The 19,732-nt window shown below is 32.6% G+C and carries 19 protein-coding genes; 4 read left to right on the top strand and 15 right to left on the bottom strand.

From position 1 onward, the window contains the following. Nucleotides 1–47 precede the first annotated feature (47 nt). The 5 genes from dnaN to R2782_RS05250 form a co-directional block, all read right to left on the bottom strand. Nucleotides 48–1,166 (bottom strand): DNA polymerase III subunit beta, encoded by a 1,119-nt coding sequence (gene dnaN / locus R2782_RS05270; RefSeq protein ID WP_371267034.1) that lies wholly within the window; start codon nucleotides 1,164–1,166, stop codon nucleotides 48–50. Between the two features lie 70 nt (nucleotides 1,167–1,236). Further along, on the bottom strand, nucleotides 1,237–2,901 hold the full coding sequence (gene gldG / locus R2782_RS05265; protein WP_371267033.1) for a gliding motility-associated ABC transporter substrate-binding protein GldG: 1,665 nt from the start codon (nucleotides 2,899–2,901) through the stop codon (nucleotides 1,237–1,239). Continuing rightward, nucleotides 2,898–3,626, bottom strand: coding sequence for a gliding motility-associated ABC transporter permease subunit GldF (gldF, locus tag R2782_RS05260; protein ID WP_371267032.1), 729 nt, complete (start codon nucleotides 3,624–3,626; stop codon nucleotides 2,898–2,900). The genes gldG and gldF overlap by 4 nt, the downstream gene beginning before the upstream one ends. Nucleotides 3,627–3,699: 73 nt before the next feature. Then, nucleotides 3,700–3,996: a putative quinol monooxygenase gene (locus R2782_RS05255; RefSeq protein WP_371267031.1), complete on the bottom strand. Its 297-nt coding sequence runs from the start codon at nucleotides 3,994–3,996 to the stop codon at nucleotides 3,700–3,702. Nucleotide 3,997: 1 nt separating this feature from the next. After that, the gene (locus R2782_RS05250) at nucleotides 3,998–4,825 is read right to left on the bottom strand and encodes an S-adenosyl-l-methionine hydroxide adenosyltransferase family protein (RefSeq protein WP_371267030.1); all 828 of its coding nucleotides are present in this window, start codon (nucleotides 4,823–4,825) and stop codon (nucleotides 3,998–4,000) included. A 106-nt stretch (nucleotides 4,826–4,931) separates the two neighbouring features. Between R2782_RS05250 and R2782_RS05245 the strand changes: the two genes are divergently transcribed. From R2782_RS05245 to R2782_RS05235, 3 genes are all read left to right on the top strand, one after another. Beyond that, nucleotides 4,932–5,882 (top strand): PhoH family protein, encoded by a 951-nt coding sequence (locus R2782_RS05245; protein ID WP_371267029.1) that lies wholly within the window; start codon nucleotides 4,932–4,934, stop codon nucleotides 5,880–5,882. Between the two features lie 158 nt (nucleotides 5,883–6,040). Next, entirely contained in the window at nucleotides 6,041–6,988 is a 948-nt protein-coding gene (locus tag R2782_RS05240) for a phosphoribosylaminoimidazolesuccinocarboxamide synthase (RefSeq protein WP_371267028.1), read from the top strand. Nucleotides 6,989–7,155: 167 nt separating this feature from the next. Then, the gene (locus R2782_RS05235) at nucleotides 7,156–7,545 is read left to right on the top strand and encodes an ankyrin repeat domain-containing protein (RefSeq protein WP_371267027.1); all 390 of its coding nucleotides are present in this window, start codon (nucleotides 7,156–7,158) and stop codon (nucleotides 7,543–7,545) included. 60 nt (nucleotides 7,546–7,605) lie between these two features. Here R2782_RS05235 and R2782_RS05230 read toward each other — a convergent pair whose 3' ends face one another. The 10 genes from R2782_RS05230 to R2782_RS05185 all read right to left on the bottom strand — a co-directional run bounded on the left by R2782_RS05230 (nucleotide 7,606) and on the right by R2782_RS05185 (nucleotide 18,967). After that, nucleotides 7,606–8,877 (bottom strand): adenylosuccinate synthase, encoded by a 1,272-nt coding sequence (locus R2782_RS05230; RefSeq protein WP_371267026.1) that lies wholly within the window; start codon nucleotides 8,875–8,877, stop codon nucleotides 7,606–7,608. A 55-nt stretch (nucleotides 8,878–8,932) separates the two neighbouring features. Continuing rightward, a complete protein-coding gene (locus tag R2782_RS05225) occupies nucleotides 8,933–9,403 on the bottom strand; it encodes a Fur family transcriptional regulator (protein WP_371267025.1) in 471 nt (156 codons plus the stop codon). Nucleotides 9,404–9,499: 96 nt separating this feature from the next. Continuing rightward, on the bottom strand, nucleotides 9,500–11,725 hold the full coding sequence (locus R2782_RS05220) for a bifunctional (p)ppGpp synthetase/guanosine-3',5'-bis(diphosphate) 3'-pyrophosphohydrolase (protein ID WP_371267024.1): 2,226 nt from the start codon (nucleotides 11,723–11,725) through the stop codon (nucleotides 9,500–9,502). A 125-nt stretch (nucleotides 11,726–11,850) separates the two neighbouring features. Continuing rightward, nucleotides 11,851–12,636, bottom strand: coding sequence for a TrmH family RNA methyltransferase (locus R2782_RS05215; RefSeq protein ID WP_371267023.1), 786 nt, complete (start codon nucleotides 12,634–12,636; stop codon nucleotides 11,851–11,853). Between the two features lie 74 nt (nucleotides 12,637–12,710). Further along, nucleotides 12,711–14,045: a DUF58 domain-containing protein gene (locus tag R2782_RS05210; protein ID WP_371267022.1), complete on the bottom strand. Its 1,335-nt coding sequence runs from the start codon at nucleotides 14,043–14,045 to the stop codon at nucleotides 12,711–12,713. A 12-nt stretch (nucleotides 14,046–14,057) separates the two neighbouring features. Next, complete coding sequence (locus tag R2782_RS05205) at nucleotides 14,058–15,065, bottom strand: AAA family ATPase (protein WP_371267021.1); 1,008 nt, start codon at nucleotides 15,063–15,065, stop codon at nucleotides 14,058–14,060. Nucleotides 15,066–15,084: 19 nt separating this feature from the next. After that, entirely contained in the window at nucleotides 15,085–16,293 is a 1,209-nt protein-coding gene (locus R2782_RS05200) for a DUF4350 domain-containing protein (RefSeq protein ID WP_371267020.1), read from the bottom strand. Beyond that, nucleotides 16,290–17,051 carry a DUF4129 domain-containing protein gene (locus tag R2782_RS05195; protein WP_371267019.1) on the bottom strand — a complete coding sequence of 254 codons (762 nt, stop codon included), beginning with the start codon at nucleotides 17,049–17,051 and terminating at the stop codon, nucleotides 16,290–16,292. Before R2782_RS05195 ends, R2782_RS05200 begins: the two co-directional genes overlap by 4 nt. After that, nucleotides 17,044–17,985 carry a hypothetical protein gene (locus R2782_RS05190; protein ID WP_371267018.1) on the bottom strand — a complete coding sequence of 314 codons (942 nt, stop codon included), beginning with the start codon at nucleotides 17,983–17,985 and terminating at the stop codon, nucleotides 17,044–17,046. The genes R2782_RS05195 and R2782_RS05190 overlap by 8 nt, the downstream gene beginning before the upstream one ends. 4 nt (nucleotides 17,986–17,989) lie before the next feature. Further along, nucleotides 17,990–18,967 carry a stage II sporulation protein M gene (locus R2782_RS05185; RefSeq protein WP_371267017.1) on the bottom strand — a complete coding sequence of 326 codons (978 nt, stop codon included), beginning with the start codon at nucleotides 18,965–18,967 and terminating at the stop codon, nucleotides 17,990–17,992. Between the two features lie 20 nt (nucleotides 18,968–18,987). Between R2782_RS05185 and R2782_RS05180 the strand changes: the two genes are divergently transcribed. Then, complete coding sequence (locus R2782_RS05180; protein ID WP_371267016.1) at nucleotides 18,988–19,731, top strand: RDD family protein; 744 nt, start codon at nucleotides 18,988–18,990, stop codon at nucleotides 19,729–19,731. The last annotated feature ends 1 nt before the right edge of the window (nucleotide 19,732 follow it).

Genomic DNA, 19,732 nt, shown 5'->3' with positions numbered 1-19,732 from the left:
ACCGCAATTTCTCTTGAAATTGCGGTAGAGTATAATTGTTTTTCTGTTTAATTATTTAGCATAACCGGCATCACCAACATAGTGATTACCTCACCTTCATCTAATCCGTCAATAGGAGTTAGAATTCCGGCACGGTTAGGCAATGACATTTCCAATTGAATTTCATCTGATTGAAGGTTGTTTAACATCTCCGTTAAGAAGCGAGAGTTAAATCCAATTTGCATGTCATCTCCTTGATAGTCACAAGTTAATCTTTCTTCTGCTTTATTTGAATAGTCGATATCTTCTGCAGAAATATTTAACTCTGTTCCGGCAATTTTTAATCGGATTTGATGGGTTGTTTTGTTCGAAAAGATAGCCACACGACGAACTGAACTTAAGAATTGTGTTCTGTCAATGTGTAATTTATTTGGGTTTTCCTTAGGAATAACAGCTTCATAATTGGGATATTTACCATCAATTAATCTACAAACTAACATATAATTATCAAAAGAGAAAACGGCATTACTTTCATTGTATTCAATTTTCACTTCACTATCTGAAGTTCCTAAAATCCCCTTTAATATATTTAAGGGTTTTTTAGGCATTATAAAATCAGCTACTTCTGAAGCCTTTACGTCTGTTCGGGAATATTTTACTAGTTTGTGAGCATCGGTTGCTACAAAAATCAATCCTTCCGGAGAAAATTGAAAGAACACACCCGACATTACAGGGCGTAAATCATCATTTCCGGCTGCAAAAATTGTTTTGGTAATAGCTGTTGCTAATACTTCGGCAGGAACGAGTGTTGATGACGGATCATCTAACACAACTGCTTTTGGAAATTCATCACCGGAGGCATACGCCAAGGCATATTTTCCTGAGTTTGAACTGATTTCAATCGTATTATTGTCTTCTACAGTAAACGTTAGAGGTTGTTCTGGAAAGGTTTTTAAAATTTCCAATAATAATTTGGCAGGTACTGCAACACTACCTTGACTTTTACTGTCAATCTCAAGAGTTGCGGACATAGTTGTTTCTAAATCTGAAGCTGAAACTACCAAACTGTTATTGTTTAGCTGAAAAAGAAAATTATCTAAAATAGGAAGGGTGTTGCTACTGTTTATCACACTACCTAAAACTTGTAGTTGCTTTAATAAATACGAACTCGATACTATAAACTTCATTTCGGTTTTAATTTTATATCCCACAAATATAAAGGTAAGTATTGAAACAAAAAAAGTAATTTATTAACATCTAATGGGCATATTTTCTTTTTCTTATAAAGGAAAATAGAATAGCGAATAGGAGCAATAAAAAAAGTGGTAATGCGATAGTTAACAGTTGAATAAAAGTGTAATCATTCGCTACTTTATCTTTATCAAGAAAAGCTAATTTAACTTCTTTGTTTCGAATGTTAATAAGTCCACTATCATCCAGCAGATAATTCATGGCGTTCAATAGTAATTCTTTATTACCATATACTTGCTGTGTCCATTGATCTATACCGCCATTTAGAGGTTTTTTGTTTACGTAATTGTAGTTTACAATGTCACCGTCTGCAATCACAATCATTTTATTTCCCTTACTTTCATCTAAGTTAGTTTGAATGGAAAATGGTTTAATTCTATTTTTAAAACAAGAGGTAAATTTGCCTTCTAACAGCACCCCAATATTCTGATTACCATTGTTAAAGGACGCTTCGTTTAGTTCCTCCATAAATTCATACAAATTAATTTCAATAGGAGCACCAACTGCTTTAGATTGAGGAGAACTTTTTAGAAGAATTGTCTTTTTAATTCCATTTTTAAGTGTATCAATTGTATTAGCAAATTCTAATTTTATTAGGTTAATGTTTTTGTTAATTGTATGATTGTTATTCGACTTAATGATTGGTGAATATAACCAATCTATTGGAACATCTCCTTGTGCTGATTGAGCAGTAATAGGGGTTGAAAGTAAGTCCTGAACCAATTGGTAATTGATTCGCACTCCGTATTTAAAAAATAAATCATCTAGATTCAATTCTCTTGGATAGGCTAACGCTGTGTTGGTTTCATTTTGCAATGAATCAATATCAGCAACCACTTTGTCGATTAGCCACATGCTTTTTCCACCATTCATCACATATTGATCGAGTATGTATTTTTCACTATCTGTAAAAGCATCTGTGGGTTTAATGATTAAGGCAGCATCAAATCTATTTAGGTTTTCCAGTATTTTTTGAGGATTATCTTGTAATGAATCTAAATCAAATTCTCCGAGTTGATAATATTCTTTCAAATTTAACAGAAAATCGGCTTGGTATTTGTCTGCCAATTGACCATTTCCTTTTAAAACAGCAATTTTTTTCTTTTTTTCAGTGGTTATTTTTGTAATTGCATCAGCAAAAGCATATTCTAATAATTGTACAGAGCTATTGATGTTTTCTGAAGGAGAATTACCAAAATTATTGATTAAAAGAGGAACTCGAACTGATCTTTCATTTTGGTTGGTGATGGCCCAAGGAAAAATTTGAACTACTTCTTTCTTCCCTTTTTTAGTACTATTGACATTAGTAGGCATAAATCCCAATCTAATTAATTCTTCAACATACTGTTGAGCTTGACTTTCGTCCTCAAGTGGGTTTGTAAATTGAAAGATTAAATTGGAATTATAACTTCTGAACTCTTCTAAAATTTGTTTGGTTTCATTCTGAAGACGCTTAAACTCTGGTGGAAAATCACCTTCTAAAAAAACATCGATAAAAACAGGCTCTTCAATGTTTCTTATCAAATTGACGGTGCTTTCCGACAGGGTATAACGTTTATCTTGCGTTAAATCAAATCGTTTGAAATAGAAATTTCCTGCAATGTTTAGTAAAATGATTACCGCAAAAAGCAGTAAAAAGGGTAGTATATTTTTTTTAGTTTGGACTTTCATTCGTTTTTCAGGGATTTAAGTTGATACACAGTTGCAGCCAAAAATAAAACCGACACACTAACAAAATAGAGAACATCGCGAGTATCAATAACACCTCGACTGATACTTTTGTAATGAAAATCCATTCCCAACGAAGCTACAAAATCTGAAAAAGAAGCGGCAAATGTTGAAACTCCCTCAAATCCAAAGTAGAATAAAAAACAGAGTAAGACAGCAATAATAAAAGCAACAATTTGATTTTCTGATAGAGTAGAAGTAAATAATCCGATTGAAGTGTAAGCAGCAACCAAGAAAAATAAGCCAAAATAGGAACCAACAGTGCTTCCTAAATCAAAGCTACCGGCAGGAGAACCGTAATTCGAAATAACAAAAACATAAACTAAGGTTGGTAATAAAGCAATTATTATCAAAGTAAATGACCCTAAAAATTTACCATTTACAATTTGCCAACCAGATAAAGGTTTTGTAAGTAGTAATTCGATTGTGCCTTGTTTCTTTTCGTCTGAAAAACTTCGCATCGTTATGGAAGGAATAAGGAAAATTAAAATCCAAGGAGCTAATGTGAAAAATGGATTTAAGTCGGCAAAACCACTGTTCAAAATATTAAAATCTCCTTCAAAAACCCACAAAAAAAGACCATTTAGAATCAAAAAAACAGCTATTACCATATAACCTATTGGAGAGCCAAAGAATGATTTTATTTCTCGAAGAAGAATTGCTTTCATTTATTTTTTATTTGTTTAAAAGTTTAAAGGTTTAAAAGTTCAATAGAACAATATTAAACCAATTTAAGCGAACTTAAGGCAAAGAAACTAATTTATCAACACTCCAAGCTTCCGGTTTATCATTGAATAATTTTTTGGTATACTGCCAAACCTCATTAAACAATTCAGAATTGCGATAGTTTTCCAAATCTTTTTCTGTATCCCAAAAACTATAGGTAAAAAAAGTTTCCGGATTATTTTTGTCTTGATATAATTCTAACAAACGATTTCCTGTAGTATTTCGTATTTTTTCTTTCACTAATTCAAAATTTTCCAAAAATAGAGGAATATTTTCCTTATGAAAACTCATTTTTACAATTCGAATAAACATTTTATTTAAAATTAATTGTGATAGCATCTCGATAGCCAATTCCCAACAAACTTGTAGCTGTTCCTACCGTTGCGGCATTACTTCTAAATAAAGCAATTTCCAAATAACCCGCTTCGTTAAAAATAGCTAATTTTTCACCTTCATAATATTTAATAGGAAATTTTTCTGAAACAGCTACAGAGGAATAATTTGGTAAAATTGTTTTTAACGGTCTAGGCTTAATATCAATCTCGTAAGGTCTTCCTTTTCCTAATTCAATAAATTGTTTCTTAGAAATATTGATAACAATATTGCCAAAATGATCAATATAAATCACATTTCCCCTAATTGAATTCCCATCTTTTGAAATTATGGGTTGTAAATCGGTTATTTGTTTTAAAGCATTAATTTCTTTGCCAATGACAGTCAGTGTGCCACCTTTAGCTAAATGACAAGCAACAGTTTTAAAAATGTCCATATCTGTTGCGTCTTGATCCAAACGATCATGTATGTTGATTGCAACAATTTTTTGCGGAACAATGTTTTGTGTGAGCATACTCAATATTCCATTGTCTGCACACACAAAAAAATGATCATTCCACTGCATGGCAATATGCTCATTTTCTGTATTGCGTTCTGCGTCAACGCCTATTAAGTGCACAGTTCCTTTAGGAAAACTTTTATAAGCAGCTTGAATAATATAACTTGCTTCTGCAGCATTAAAGGGGTCAATGTTGTGAGATATGTCAATAATCTTTGCTTCGGAATATTCCGATAAAATTTTACCTTTTAAAGCACCAACAAAATGGTCTTTGAGTCCGTAGTCCGTGGTAAGCGTAATTATTGACATTCTTTTGTTTATAACTATTCGTATAACCTACGAAGTTTTTTGTTTAAATTTGAGTGATGCAAATCTACTAATTAAAAACTATTTTTTAATTTTAAAACTGTTGCTTTTGAACGAAAGAATTATTGAACTGCACGACATTGCCCCAAAAGAGTTTTGGGGAGCTCAAGATACTCATCTTGAAACAATCAAAAAATACTATCCAAGGCTAAAAATCATAGCTAGGGGGACTACCTTGAAAGCTTACGGCGAGAAGGAAGTATTAGATGAATTTGAAAATCGATTTAACCGATTAATGCTCCACTTTACCCGTTATAATAATATTGATACGAATGTTATTGATCGGGTGATTCAAAGCAATTCGCAAGAAGAGCAACGTATGCCGGATCATGATAAAATTTTGGTTCATGGTATTGGTGGTAAGCTAATCAAAGCGATGACTCCAAATCAACAAAAATTGGTTGATTTGGTTTCCAAAAACGATATGGTTTTTGCAGTTGGACCAGCCGGAACCGGAAAAACTTATACCGGTGTAGCGTTAGCTGTAAAAGCATTGAAAGAGAAACAAGTCAAGCGAATTATCTTAACTCGTCCGGCTGTTGAAGCTGGGGAAAACTTAGGTTTTTTACCCGGTGATATGAAGGAAAAACTCGATCCATATATGCAACCATTATATGATGCTTTGCGAGATATGTTACCTCCACAAACGTTGGAAGATTATATTCTGAAAGGCATTATTCAAATTGCTCCGTTGGCATTTATGCGTGGAAGAACCTTAGATAATGCCTTTGTGATTTTGGACGAAGCTCAGAATTCTACCCATTCTCAGATGAAAATGTTTCTGACTCGGATGGGAAAAAACGCCAAATTCATTATCACCGGTGATCCAGGACAAGTTGATTTACCTCGCCGAACCATTTCAGGATTGAAAGAAGCAATTCTGATTTTAAAAGATGTGGAGGGAATAGGTATTCTTTACCTTGATGATAAAGACATTGTGCGTCACCGTTTGGTTAAAAAAGTAATTGATGCCTATAAGAGTATTGAGAACTTGGATTAATTATTTCGCATTTTTTGACAAAATTTAGCCTTTTTCTTTTTTTGAAAAAGGCTTTTTAAATATTTTATTAATTCATTTTTTAGAGAATTTTAAAAGCGTGTTATAAATAAAAAGTAAGTTATAATTTTTATTTTTGCACTTCACAACAACACACAACCATGAACACAATTACAACTACCAATTTTAATTTTCCAAAACAAAAATCAGTCTATAGAGGTAAAGTCAGAGAAGTTTATACTATTAATGATAAAATTCTTGTCATGATTGCTACCGACAGACTATCTGCTTTTGATGTTGTCTTGCCAAAAGGAATTCCTTACAAAGGACAGATTCTTAATCAAATTGCAACTAAATTTATGCAATTAACACAAGATATTGTTCCTAATTGGTTGATTGCCACTCCAGACCCTAATGTTGCAATCGGGCATTTATGCGAACCTTTTAAAGTGGAAATGGTCATTAGAGGTTACCTATCTGGTCATGCGGCCCGAGAATATGCAGCCGGAAGAAGATTACTTTGTGGGGTAGAAATGCCTGAAGGATTAAAAGAAAATGACCAATTCCCTAATCCAATTATTACACCTACTACCAAAGCAGCTAATGGTTCGCACGATGAGGATATTTCTCGAGAGGCTATTTTAGCTCAAGGAATAGTATCTGAAGACGATTACCTAGTTTTAGAAAAATATACAAGAGCATTATACCAACGCGGTACTGAAATTGCTGCATCTCGAGGATTAATTTTAGTGGATACGAAATATGAATTCGGAAAAACAAGCGAGGGTAAAATTGTGTTAATTGATGAGATTCACACTCCTGATTCTTCTCGCTATTTTTATGCTGATGGATATCAAGAAAGACAAAATAGAAATGAAGAACAAAAACAACTTTCTAAAGAGTTTGTTCGTCGTTGGTTAATTGAAAATGGTTTTCAGGGAAAAGAAGGTCAACAAATTCCAAACATGACTGACGATTACATTGAGACTGTCTCTGAACGCTATATCGAATTGTATGAAAATATAATCGGAGAAAAATTTGTGAAAGCTGACATTTCTAACATTCAAGAGAGAATCGAAAAGAATGTTTTAAATTATCTCAATAAATAAGTTGATTTATACACTTCTTTAGCCAGGCCAATAGCCTGGCTTTTTTTATGTTACAATGTTAAAAAAATGTTATAAATAGTTATAAATGTAACTTTTAGGATTTGTTGTCGTCTATTTCTATATCAATCATCAAAAATTAATCAATCATTAATCAAAAAACGAACATTATGAAAAAATCAATTGTTTACTTAGGAATTGCCCTTTTGGGTTTTGGTACATTAGCTAGTGCTTCACCGGCAACTAAAACTACTTCAACTGAAGTAAATGTTTATGCAAAATACTATGCTACTCCACTTTGTGTTGCTATCAGTAAAGGAGAAGTAGATGTTGTAAAGAAGTTTATTGAATATGGTGCAGATATTAACGAAACAACCAATGGATTAACTCCGTTAATGTATGCTGCTCGATACAATCAAGTTGAAATTATTGAATTGCTTCTTGCAAAAGGTGCAAATATTAAAGCAAAAGATGAAAGAGGTTTTACAGCGTTAAATCATGCTGAGAATTCTAAAGCAACTGAAGCAATTGCACTTTTAAAAAATTATTCAAAAAAATAAAAATTGGTTTAGGTTAGTTGTAAATGTAAAATCCCATCTACTGAGCAGATGGGATTTTATTTATTTTATGATGGTTTGTTTTCGATCAGGACCAACAGAAACTACTTTGATGGGTACGCCTACTTCATTCTCTATAAACTCTATATAGGTTTTCAATTCAGAAGGGAGTTGTTCATAAGAACTCATTCCGGTTAAATTGGCTTGCCATCCTTTCATCTCTTTATAAATCGGTTCAACATTTTCCGGTTCGATATTGTATGGAAAATGAGCTATTTCTTCACCTTTGTAACGATAAGCAGTACAAACTTTTAAAGTTTTAAATCCAGAGAGTACGTCACTTTTCATCATATACAAAGCAGTTACTCCGTTTACTTGCACAGCATATTTTAAGGCAACCAGGTCTAACCATCCACAACGTCTTGCTCTTCCTGTAACTGAACCAAATTCATTTCCTACTTTGGCCATGGTTTGTCCATCCTCGTCAAATAATTCAGTAGGGAAGGGACCGCTTCCAACACGAGTTGTATAGGCTTTAAAAATTCCAAACACCTCTTTTACTTTATTAGGAGCAATACCTAATCCGGTACAAGCACCAGCAGCTGTAGTATTCGAAGAAGTAACAAAAGGATAAGTACCAAAGTCAATGTCTAATAAAGAACCTTGAGCACCTTCGCATAAAATTGATTTTCCGGCTTTTATAGCTTGGTTTAAATATTCTTCACTATCAATAAAAGTGAGTGACTTTAAAATTTCAATTGAAGCAAAAAACTCTTCTTCCATTTCTTTTAAATCGTACTCTAAATCCACGTCATAAAATGCAATCATGGCTTCGTGTTTGTCTGCCAAAGAACGGTAGCGTTCTTTAAAATCAGTCAATTCAATGTCGCCAATACGAATTCCGTTTCTACCAGTTTTATCCATATAGGTTGGTCCAATTCCTTTCAGAGTTGAGCCGATTTTAGCTTTTCCTTTAGCGGCTTCAGAAGCTGCATCTAATAAACGATGTGTTGGTAAAATTAGATGGGCTTTTCTCGAAATCAACAATTTAGATTTTACATCCATATTGAATTTTTCCAAGCCTTCTAATTCTTTCTGAAAAACCACCGGATCCATAACCACTCCGTTCCCGATAATATTTATGGCATTTTGATGGAAAATTCCGGAAGGAATGGTCCGTAATACATGTTTAATTCCGTCAAATTCTAGAGTATGCCCTGCATTAGGTCCACCTTGAAAGCGGGCTATAATATCATATTTTGAAGTAAGTACATCTACAATTTTTCCTTTTCCTTCATCTCCCCATTGTAGGCCGAGCAATAAATCTACAGTCATTTTTTGTTGGTTGTTTTTTTTAGGGAAGAATCCCTCATTTATTTGTGTTTGTTTATCATTCTGATGGTACTACCGGATTTTTTATCGTGTCCGTTTTTTTACTACCATACAAATAAAGTGAATGATTGTGAATATGAATACCAAAAATTTCTTCTATTGTTTTTTTTATTTGCTGAATTCTAGGGTCACAAAATTCAATAACTTCACCGGTATCTGTCATAATAATATGATCATGTTGTTTGTCAAAATACGATTTTTCATAATGGGCTTGATTCTGACCAAATTGATGCCTTCTTACTAAACCGCATTCTAATAACAATTCGATTGTATTGTAAAGAGTTGCTCGACTCACTCGATAATTTTTGTTTTTCATTTTGATATATAATGATTCAATATCAAAATGCTCCAAATTATTATAAATTTCCTGAAGAATAGCATAACGTTCAGGAGTTTTGCGATGCCCTTTTTCTTCCAAAAATTTGGTAAAAACGTTTTTTACGATATCCTGATTTTTATTATTTTCCATAGGATTTTCAATAAATGCAAAGATACATTATTTTTATATTTAGACGATTTTGTGAGCTATATTTCACTGAAGATTATTAACAAAAATTGTCAATAATTAATTCATTTTAGCATTTGTCATACGTGTTACTTTATCAATGCCATCAATTTTTTTGATATTCTCAATAAGTCGTTTTAAAATGGTATTGTTTTGAACAATTACAGTAACTTGTCCGTTAAATATACCTGCCTCTCCACTTAATGAAATACTTTGAATATTTACATGCATTTGGTTGGAAATCACTTTAGTAAGTTCATTGGTTAATCCTAACGTATCCATTCCCGTAATTTTTAAAATTGCTTTGAAGTCTTCTTGGGAAGAATCAATCCATTTTGCTTGAATGATGCGATATGCGTAATTTGATTGCAAACTAATTGCGTTTGGACAATCTTTTTTATGTACTTTAATACCATCATTTATTGTTAAAAAACCAAAAACATCATCACCTGGAATGGGATTACAACAACTGGATAGTTTGTAATCTAATTTATCTTGTTCTGCTCCAAAAACGAGCATATCAAAATTTTTGCTTATTTCGTATTTTTGAATTTGCTCAGGGGCTACACTTGGTGAACGTTTAATTTTTTTGAAAAAGTTCATTAAAGTACTACTCTTTTGAGCGGCAAAATCTTTCAATTGTTGGTTGTCTATTGTGCCTATTCCCACACGGTAAAATAAATCCAAGCTTGTTTTAAGTTTAAAATAAACCACTAGTTCATTAATTGTTGTTTCGTTTAGGCTTATTTTTAGATGTCGTAGCTTTCGGGTGAGTAATTCTTTTCCTTCTTCGGCAATTTTTTTAGTATCTTCATTGAGTACATTCTTTATTTTATTTTTAGCTCTGGAAGTGGTTACATAATCTAACCAATGTGAATTAGGTTTTTGATTGGGTGAAGTAATTACTTCAATTTGATCACCACTATTCAATACGTGATTTAAGGGAACTAATTTTCCGTTTACTCTTGTTCCACGTGTTCTTACACCAATTTCAGAGTGAATACTAAAGGCAAAATCCAATGAAGTTGCTCCTTTGGGTAGTGATTTGATTTCTCCTTTGGGTGTAAAAACATAAATTTCTTTGGAATAGAGATTTAGTTTAAAATCCTCTACAAAATCAACTGCATTCGAGGTAGAATTTTCCAGGGCTTCTTTTAATAAATTAAGCCAAGTATCTAAGGTGTTTTCTTCTGAAATTCCTTGTTTATACTTATAATGTGCTGCATATCCTTTTTCTGCTATTTCATCCATTCGTTCACTGCGAACCTGAATTTCAACCCATCTTCCTTTGGGGCCCATTACAGTAATGTGAAGTGCTTCATAGCCGGTTGATTTAGGCGAAGATATCCAATCACGAAGTCGGCTTGGACTCGGACGATAATGATCGGTAACAATTGAATAAATTTTCCAGGCAATAAATTTTTCATCGTGTTGGTTTGATTTGTACACAATTCGCAAAGCAAATTTATCATACACTTCATCAAAAGTAACTCCTTGAGCCAGCATTTTTCGACGAATAGAATAAATTGATTTTGGTCTGCCTTTAATGGTGTATTCAATTCCTTCTTCGTCTAAGGATTTTTTTAATACATTCGAAATAGATTCAATGTAGGCCTCTTGTTCTTCTTTACTTTCTTTTATTTTGCTAACTATATCGGAATAAACATTAGGTTCGGTGTATTTTAACCCTAAATCTTCTAATTTTGATTTAATGTTGTAAAGCCCTAAGCGATGAGCTAAAGGAGCATAGATGTACAATGTTTCCGAAGCAATCTTTGCTTGTTTATAATCCACCATCGATTCCATGGTCTGCATATTGTGCAAACGGTCGGCCAGTTTGATGAGAATAACCCTAACATCGTCGTTTAATGTGAGCAACATTTTACGGAAATTTTCGGCTTGCATCGAAATTTCCTGATCGGTTTTTACTTTGGCAATTTTAGTTAATCCGTCCACCAATTGAGCTATTTTCGGATTAAACATTTTTTCAATTTCTGCCACAGTTGTGGGTGAGTCTTCCACAACATCATGCATTAGAGCAGCGGCAATGGCTGTAGCACCCAGACCAATTTCGGAAGCAACAATTTTTGCTACAGCAATAGGGTGGAAGATGTAGGCTTCTCCCGATTTACGTCGTTGATCTTTGTGAGCCTCCACGGCCACATCAAAAGCTTTCCGGATTATTTTTTTATCTTCCGGTGTAAGTGTTTGGTAACTAATGCGAAGTAACTCTTTATATTCCTTAGCAATGGCTTTATTTTCTTGTTCAATCTCAACTTCTGTCATAGCAAATTCTTAACTAACTAAAAGTAGGAAATTGATTTGAATTATGCAACAATAAAAAAGCTGAAATTTAATGTAGTTTGAAATCTGCAAAAGGGATTTTTGAGTACTGATTTAATTGTGTCAAATTACAAAAAACCTCTCTGGCGTTTTGCTTCAAACAATAAAATAGCCGCTGCTACAGATACATTCATCGAATCGATTTCACCTTGCATGGGAATGATGATATTTTGTTTGCTATTGATTCGCCATAATTCAGTTAATCCGGTGGCTTCTGTGCCAACAACCAAAGCCGTAGGCAAAGTATAATTTTCTTGATGATATGCATTTGCGTTTTGCAACGTTGCCGAATAAATGGCAATATTCTTCTTTTTTAAATATTCGATAACTTCCTCACTCGTTGCAACTGCTATTTGATTAGTAAATAAACATCCTACACTTGAACGAACCACATTTGGGTTGTAGATATCACTTTTTGGATTGGCTATAATCACTGCATCGATGTTAGCAGCATCGGCAGTTCGTAACAAAGCACCCATATTTCCAGGTTTTTCTATTCCTTCCGCAACTAAAATGAGTGGGTTATCAGATAATTGTAAATCGGATAAGTCATGCGATTTACATTTCGCTACCGCTAAAATTCCTTCGGTTGTGTCGCGATAGGCTAACTTTTGATAGACTTCTTTTGAAATTTCAATGTGATCGGAAACAGCGATTTTTTTCAATTCTTTTTCAGAAACTAATTCGGGTAAAAATAAAATGGTCTCTATTTGATAACCTCCTTTGATAGCCAAATCAATTTCACGTTTTCCTTCCATTAAAAAAGTACCTGTTTGCTTGCGGATTTTGACTTTTTCCTGCAATTGTACCAATGATTTAATGAATGGATTTTGTACCGAAGTAATGATTTTCAAAGTGATGAATTTTGTTAACAAAGATAGGTAATTTTATGTTTCAGATGACCGACAACCGACAACTGATAACAGGCCTACAAAATCCCTCTTGCTTTGATCTCCAAATATTTATTTATCGTGTCCAATGTTAAATTTTCCGGTTGTGTGAGAATAGAATAAATACCGTATTTTTTAAGTTCATTGACAATTAATCGCTTTTCGAACATGAATTTTTCAGCAATAACTTTATCATATACTTCTTGGATGGTTTCTGCTTTTTTATGAATAAGTTCGTTCAATTCTGTATTTTGAAAAAAAACAACTACAAGTAAATGGTTTTTGGCAATACCTTTTAAATATGGAAGTTGACGGTGTAATCCATCTAAGGTTTCAAAATTGGTGTAAAGCAAAAGCAAACTACGTTGATTGATGTTTTTCTTTACATCGGTATATAATCGACTGAAATCACTTTCAAAAAAATCGGTTTTGATATTATACAAACATTCCATAATCAATTGCATTTGCGAGGAACGTTTTTCGGCAACGACTCTATTTTCTACTTTTTTGGAGAAGGTAAACATACCGGCTCTATCATGTTTTTTTAAAATAACGTTTGATAAAACCAAGGTTGCATTGATGGCGTAATCCAATAAACTTAATCCGTTAAAAGGCATTTTCATTACTCTTCCTTTATCAATAATCATGTAAACTGATTGCGATTTTTCGTCTTGAAATTGGTTAACCATCAAACTGTTTTTCTTAGCGGTTGCTTTCCAATTCAAGGTGCGAATGTCATCACCTTGAATGTATTCTTTAATTTGTTCAAATTCCATTGTATGACCGATACGCCGAATTTTCTTTACACCGTATTGAAACAAATTGTTTGAAAAAGCCATCAAATCATATTTTCTAAGTTGAATATAAGATGGATAAGTAGGTACCATTTGATCTTTATCAAACGTAAATCGTCGCGAAATGATTCGCAATGGCGAAGAAACATACACATTCAAATTACCAAAAACATATTCACCTCGTTCAACCGGACGAAGAAAATACTGAATATCATCTTGTGAAGAACCTTTTATTTTTCGATTAATATTGAAATTTCTCACTTGAAATTGAAATGGAATTTCATCAATTACTTTAGTAAAAATTGAAAATGTATAATAATTTCGAATGGAAATACTAATAGGATTTTCATCGCCATTTGATAATTTTTCAGGCGATATTCGGGTTGCATCTATTCCTGTTTTTGCTGTAAATAGAATAATACAATCTAATATTAAGAAAGATGATGTGATAAGCAGAAAATACCACGCTAGATTATAAAACAAGGGAAAAAAGAAACTTAGCACAAAGACAGCTATGATGCCGCCTAGCAAGTAAAAAAAGAAATTGTTAATGTAAAGTTGTTTAAAACCTTTTTTCAAAATGAATGCGTTTTATCTTGGAATCTCAATCGATTCAATAATTTGTTGAATAATTTCTTTGCTTGTGATGCCTTCCATTTCGCGTTCAGGAGTTACAATCACACGGTGTTGCAAAACAGGAATAGCTGCTTCTTTAATGTCTTCCGGTGTTACAAAATCACGTCCGCGAAGGGCTGCAAACCCTTTAGCAGCATTTAAAATAGCAATGGAAGCACGAGGAGAAGCTCCTAAATACAAAAAGCCATTTTCTCTGGTGTTCACTACTAATTTGGCAATGTATTCTAATAAATTAGGTTCCACTAAAACTTGTTTCACTACTACCTGAAATTGTTTAATATCCTCAGCAGTAAGTAAGGTTTTGATATTACTTAATTTATTATCACTTAATAAGGCGTGTTCTTTTTGAAGAATGGTAATTTCTTCTTCTAATTTTGGATAATCGATATTGATTTTGAACAGGAAACGGTCTAATTGGGCTTCCGGTAAACGATAGGTTCCTTCTTGTTCAATTGGGTTTTGAGTGGCAATAACCAAAAATGGAGCGGTCATCGCATACGTTGTTCCGTCTATGGTGATTTGTCGTTCTTCCATCACTTCAAACAAAGCAGCTTGAGTTTTTGCAGGAGCACGATTGATTTCATCAATTAAAATAAGGTTGGAAAAAACGGGACCTTTTTTAAATTCAAATTCTGATTTCTTTAAATCGAAAACTGAAGTTCCTAAAATATCCGAAGGCATCAAATCGGGTGTAAACTGAATTCGACTAAATCCGATACTCAACGTTTTGGCTAATAATTTTGCTGTAATGGTTTTGGCCACACCGGGTACACCTTCGAGCAAAACATGACCATTGGATAAAATAGCTACCAACAATTGGTCAATCATTTTGTGTTGACCTACAATTACCGTATTCAATTCTTCTTTTATGGCTTGAATACTTTCTTGCAAGGGTTTTAGGTCAATGCGGGATTCAAAGTTGACGTTTTCTTCTGGTTGCGATGGGATTTGATTTTCTTCCATATATCTATTTTCTTTTAATTCAATTTATTTTGTTTTCTAAAATCTTTTCGAGTGTGTTATTTAATTCAATCAAATCTGCTTCTGTACTTTTAAATGTTTTCCGTTGACGTTTAATCAGTAAAACAACTTTTTCAATTAGGGAAATATCTTTTCCGGTTTTTTGATGTACTTTTTTGATAAAATCATCGTCTAAATTTTGTGTGTCGATTAAATAGTCTTGTCTTAATTTTTCAAGGAAATAGATAATCTTTTTTTCCATTATGGTATCGTGATTACCCTCTTGGAAGTACAAATTTCCAATTGTTTTAGTAAAATCAACGGTAGTGTTCTCTAAAGGTTTAACGATTGGAATGATTCGTTGTTTCCGCTTGGCGTTAAAAATCATAAAGATAATCATTCCGATTAAAAACAGATACCAAGCCCATTTTAATCCGTCATGACTGAGGATAAACCGCAATGGTGATTCAGAAGCAGTACTATTATAAGTTTTATTCGGATACCAAAAAACAGTTCCTTTCGGAATGTAGGATAAAACGTTTTCGGCATACTGATAATTTCTATCCTTCAGTAAGTAATAGTTGGTAAAGGCAAATGGTTGTGTATGCAAATAGAAATGACCATTACCATAAGGGACTTTGATAAAATTAACATAGGTAGAGTCTTCTGTGTGATGGTAGCCTAGTACTGTTGTTTTTAAAGTATCAAAGGAAGAAAAATGATAGCCGGAGACACCCATTTTCATTTGGTATTCTTTATCATCAATTTTGTTATTAGCCAAAGTGGTTGTAATTCGATCATTGAAATAATGGTTATTACTATCAAAATGAAGAGAATCTTGTAGTTTCTGCGAAAAAGCATTCATACTTAAAAAAGCATTATTGCCGTGCGAAACAAAATACAAAATTTCATCTGTCGATGATTCGTCGATGTTATAGTAATTATCAATTGATAAAAATGTACCCTTGACAGCGTAGGTATTTATCAATGTATCATAATCATAATGAGTATCAAAAAATTCATACGGTGTAACCCGAATTTCTGTTAGGGTATCACCTTTGAAATACTTGTCTTTTTCATCTTGAAAAACTTTTAATCCAAACGGTATTTTAGATTTGATGTCAAAACTGGGCATCCAATTGACAGGTCTCGGACGATTAGCATCTACCACAACGATTAAAGCCATCATTGCAACTAAAAAAACAACATATATTTTAATTGTTTTACTCATTCGATGGATTTGATAATTTTTTCAAAAGCATTTTTAGCTTTTTCAAAGGTTGTTTCATCCAATTCAAATTCGCCGTACCAAATGTAATTGTACAAATAGGAGACATATTCAAAATCTGATTTGAAGTTAAGGTCTTTAATTTCATACAAGTAATCGGAATTAGTTTTTTCAATATCCCATTCGATGATGTTTTGATTGGCCATTTTTTTCAAAAGCCACAAATAGTAATAGCGAATGCTTAATCTATTTTCTCCGGAGTTTAGGGTTTCTTTGATAAGTTTTTCAAAATCAACTAAATGTAGGTTTTTCTCAATATCTTCATAATGAATCACCTTTTTATCGGATGATTTTCCAAAAATCCATTGACCTTCACCATTCATGATGGATTTTACAATTAGATAAATGACAAAAACAATAAGAATAACAGCAAGCGATTTGATCAAAATATCGACCATTTTTCCGGAAACGGTGTCACTGCTCAAATTGAATAGATTTTTAAAAAAATCGGCTAACCATTGTTTAAACCGATCCCACCAATTTGATTCTTTTATGGCTTGTTCATAAATATAGTCATTGTCTTGGTAGTTATCTTTAAAATTTTCTTCAAATACTCTGTTTTCAATAGTTGAAGAATCAATTTTGATATCTCTTTCGGTGAAAATAACTTTTTCTACATTCACTTCTTGATAGGTCAATGTATCTTGCGAAAGAGAATTGACACAAGTAAACAAAAAGAATATGTAGAGAAACTTATTCACTATCCGTTCCAATCAAATCGATATCATTAATCGTATTTCTTTTTTCATTTTCTTCTCTTAAACTGTAATATATGATGCCATTATTAACAAGCAATAAATTATTCAAAATTAAGCTAAATAGTATTGAAATACACATTACAATAACCATCATAATGGCAAAAGTAGAAAAAGCTTCTTCTTGCGATCCTTGGTTTTCTAAACTTGTGAAAATACTCGCAATACCAAGAATATATGGGATAATTGAAAAAATACTCACCACAATTTGAATAATAAAATACATCACAATTGTGGATCCAATGATTGGCCAAAAACGCTGTTTTAGTTTTTCAAATCCTCTTCCAAAGGCATCGAAAATTCCAATTTCAGTATTCAAGTATTCGTAGAAACTCAATTGAACAAAAGCCAGTAGTGCCGGACCCAGAATAAATAGTAATAAAAATCCAACCAAAATAAACATCAAAGCTACCACTAATCCCATGATAATTAACCCGGCAGTTATTCCCAATAAAAATAAGACAATAAAAAAAATCAACATTTTGCCAAACTTTGATTTTAGCTCTAAAATAATCTCTTTGGATTCAAAATGGCTTCCATTGTATTTGTCATATAAACTCATATAAATGACGGGGTAGGCATAATTGAGTAAGGATATAAACATCACCAACAGAAAAAACAGTAGGAATACACCAATAATCAATCCGATGTTGTTGTTGAAATAATCTTCTAAAAAATTTGGAGCAGAAGAGCCAATATTAGCAAACATCATTTCAAAATACACTTTGAAAACAAAATAGGTGAGTACCATCAGCAATATTAAAAGTGTACCATTGATGATAAAATAGTTTTTAAAAAAATGTTTTCCGGTGACTTTAAAAAAGCTAAAGGTATCACTAATATAATCGCTAAAATTTCTTTTCTTGAAAAGTTGAAACATAGATTTACTTTTTTAATGGAAAGGCTTTTATTTTTTTGTTCACTATAAAAGGAAAAATTAAAAAATAAAATGAAATGAGACTCAATGTGGTTAAAATAATAACTACATTGAGCCAGTTGGGCATTTCTAATGAATATCGAGTAACGAAACCTTCTAAAAAACCAGCTGCAATTGTAAAAGGCATTGTACTCAAAAATATTTTCAACCCGTTTTTGAAACCAATTTTGAAAGAATTTAAACGAGAGTAAGTTTTAGGAAATAGGATGGAAGCTCCTAAGATAAATCCAGCCGCTGTTTCAATTACAATGGCAAAAATTTCCATGGATCCGTGAATCCAAATACCACGAACACTTTCCCAAAAAACACCCTCTTGATAAAAAAAGTATTGAAAGGAGCCAAGCATGATACAGTTTTGTAACATTATATAAAAGGTGCCAACACCAACAAATATTCCCCAAATAAAACATTGTGCTCCTACATATAGATTATTCATTGTAATAGCAATAAATCCACCCCAATTACTACCGCTTTTATACACAGCTACCGGATTACCATCTTTGATGTTTTCGAGTGTCATGTTCACATAATTATCACCAAGAATGAGTCGAACAAAATCAACATCGTATTTGGCAGAAATCACACCAATTCCTGTACATAAAAAAAACAAAACAAAAGCATAGACCAAGTAACGTCTGTATTCATATACAATCAAAGGAACTTCGGTAGAGAAAAAATAAACAATTCTATTTTGCTCTGTGCGTTTTGTTTTATAAATCTTTTGATAAATTTGTGATGCAAGATAATTGAGGTATACAACCGTCTTACTTTTAGGGTAATAGGTTTGTGCATACGATAAATCATTGACCAAATGGATATATAAACTAGCCATTTCATCCGGATTTTTTTTAGCTTTGCCAAAAATAGCTTGCTCAAATTCGAGCCATTTTGCTTTATTTTGCTTTATGAATGCAACTTCTCTCATGGTTCGCTAAAATATAAAATATGTCAGAATTATCTATTACAACAACACAAAATGTTACGATAAATTTTACAGCTGCTTCGGTTGGGCATAGAATGTTGGGCTATTTACTTGATTTTCTGATCAAATCGGCTTATGTTATCGTAGTCTGGGGTATCTTTTTTTATTATCTTGGAATTAATCAACGAATGCTTGGTTTAGACAATTGGTCATATTATGCTATTATTATTGTTGTGTATTCTCCGGTTATATTTTATTCATTAATTTTTGAAAGTATATTAGAAGGACAAACCATAGGTAAACGATTACTTCAAATGAAGGTTGTTAAAATAGATGGTTATCAGGCTTCATTTGGCGATTATTTAATGCGTTGGCTGTTTCGCATTATTGATGTAAATTTAAGTAGTGGAGTAATTGGTTTAATTACCATGATTACCAGTTCTAAAACACAACGATTAGGCGATATGACTGCCGGAACCGCTGTAATTAGTTTGAAAAATGATATCAACATCAATCATACTATCTTGGAGGAAACAGATTCAGCTTATGTACCAACTTATCCTTTGGTTATCAAATTAAGCGATAATGATGCCCGAATTATTAAAGAAACATTTAACGTTGCAGTTGCCAAACGCGATTATGCTACGTTGATTAAACTTCGTACTAAAATTGAAGAAGTAACCGGAGTTAAAAATATTTCGGGAAATGACACCGATTTTATTAGAACTGTTTTAAAAGACTATAGTTTTTACACTCAGAATATGTAGT

Origin of the sequence: Flavobacterium sp., from assembly GCF_041392085.1 — a bacterium.
Taxonomy (GTDB): Bacteria; Bacteroidota; Bacteroidia; order Flavobacteriales; family Flavobacteriaceae; genus Flavobacterium.
This window is presented reverse-complemented; position numbering and strand designations above follow the sequence as displayed.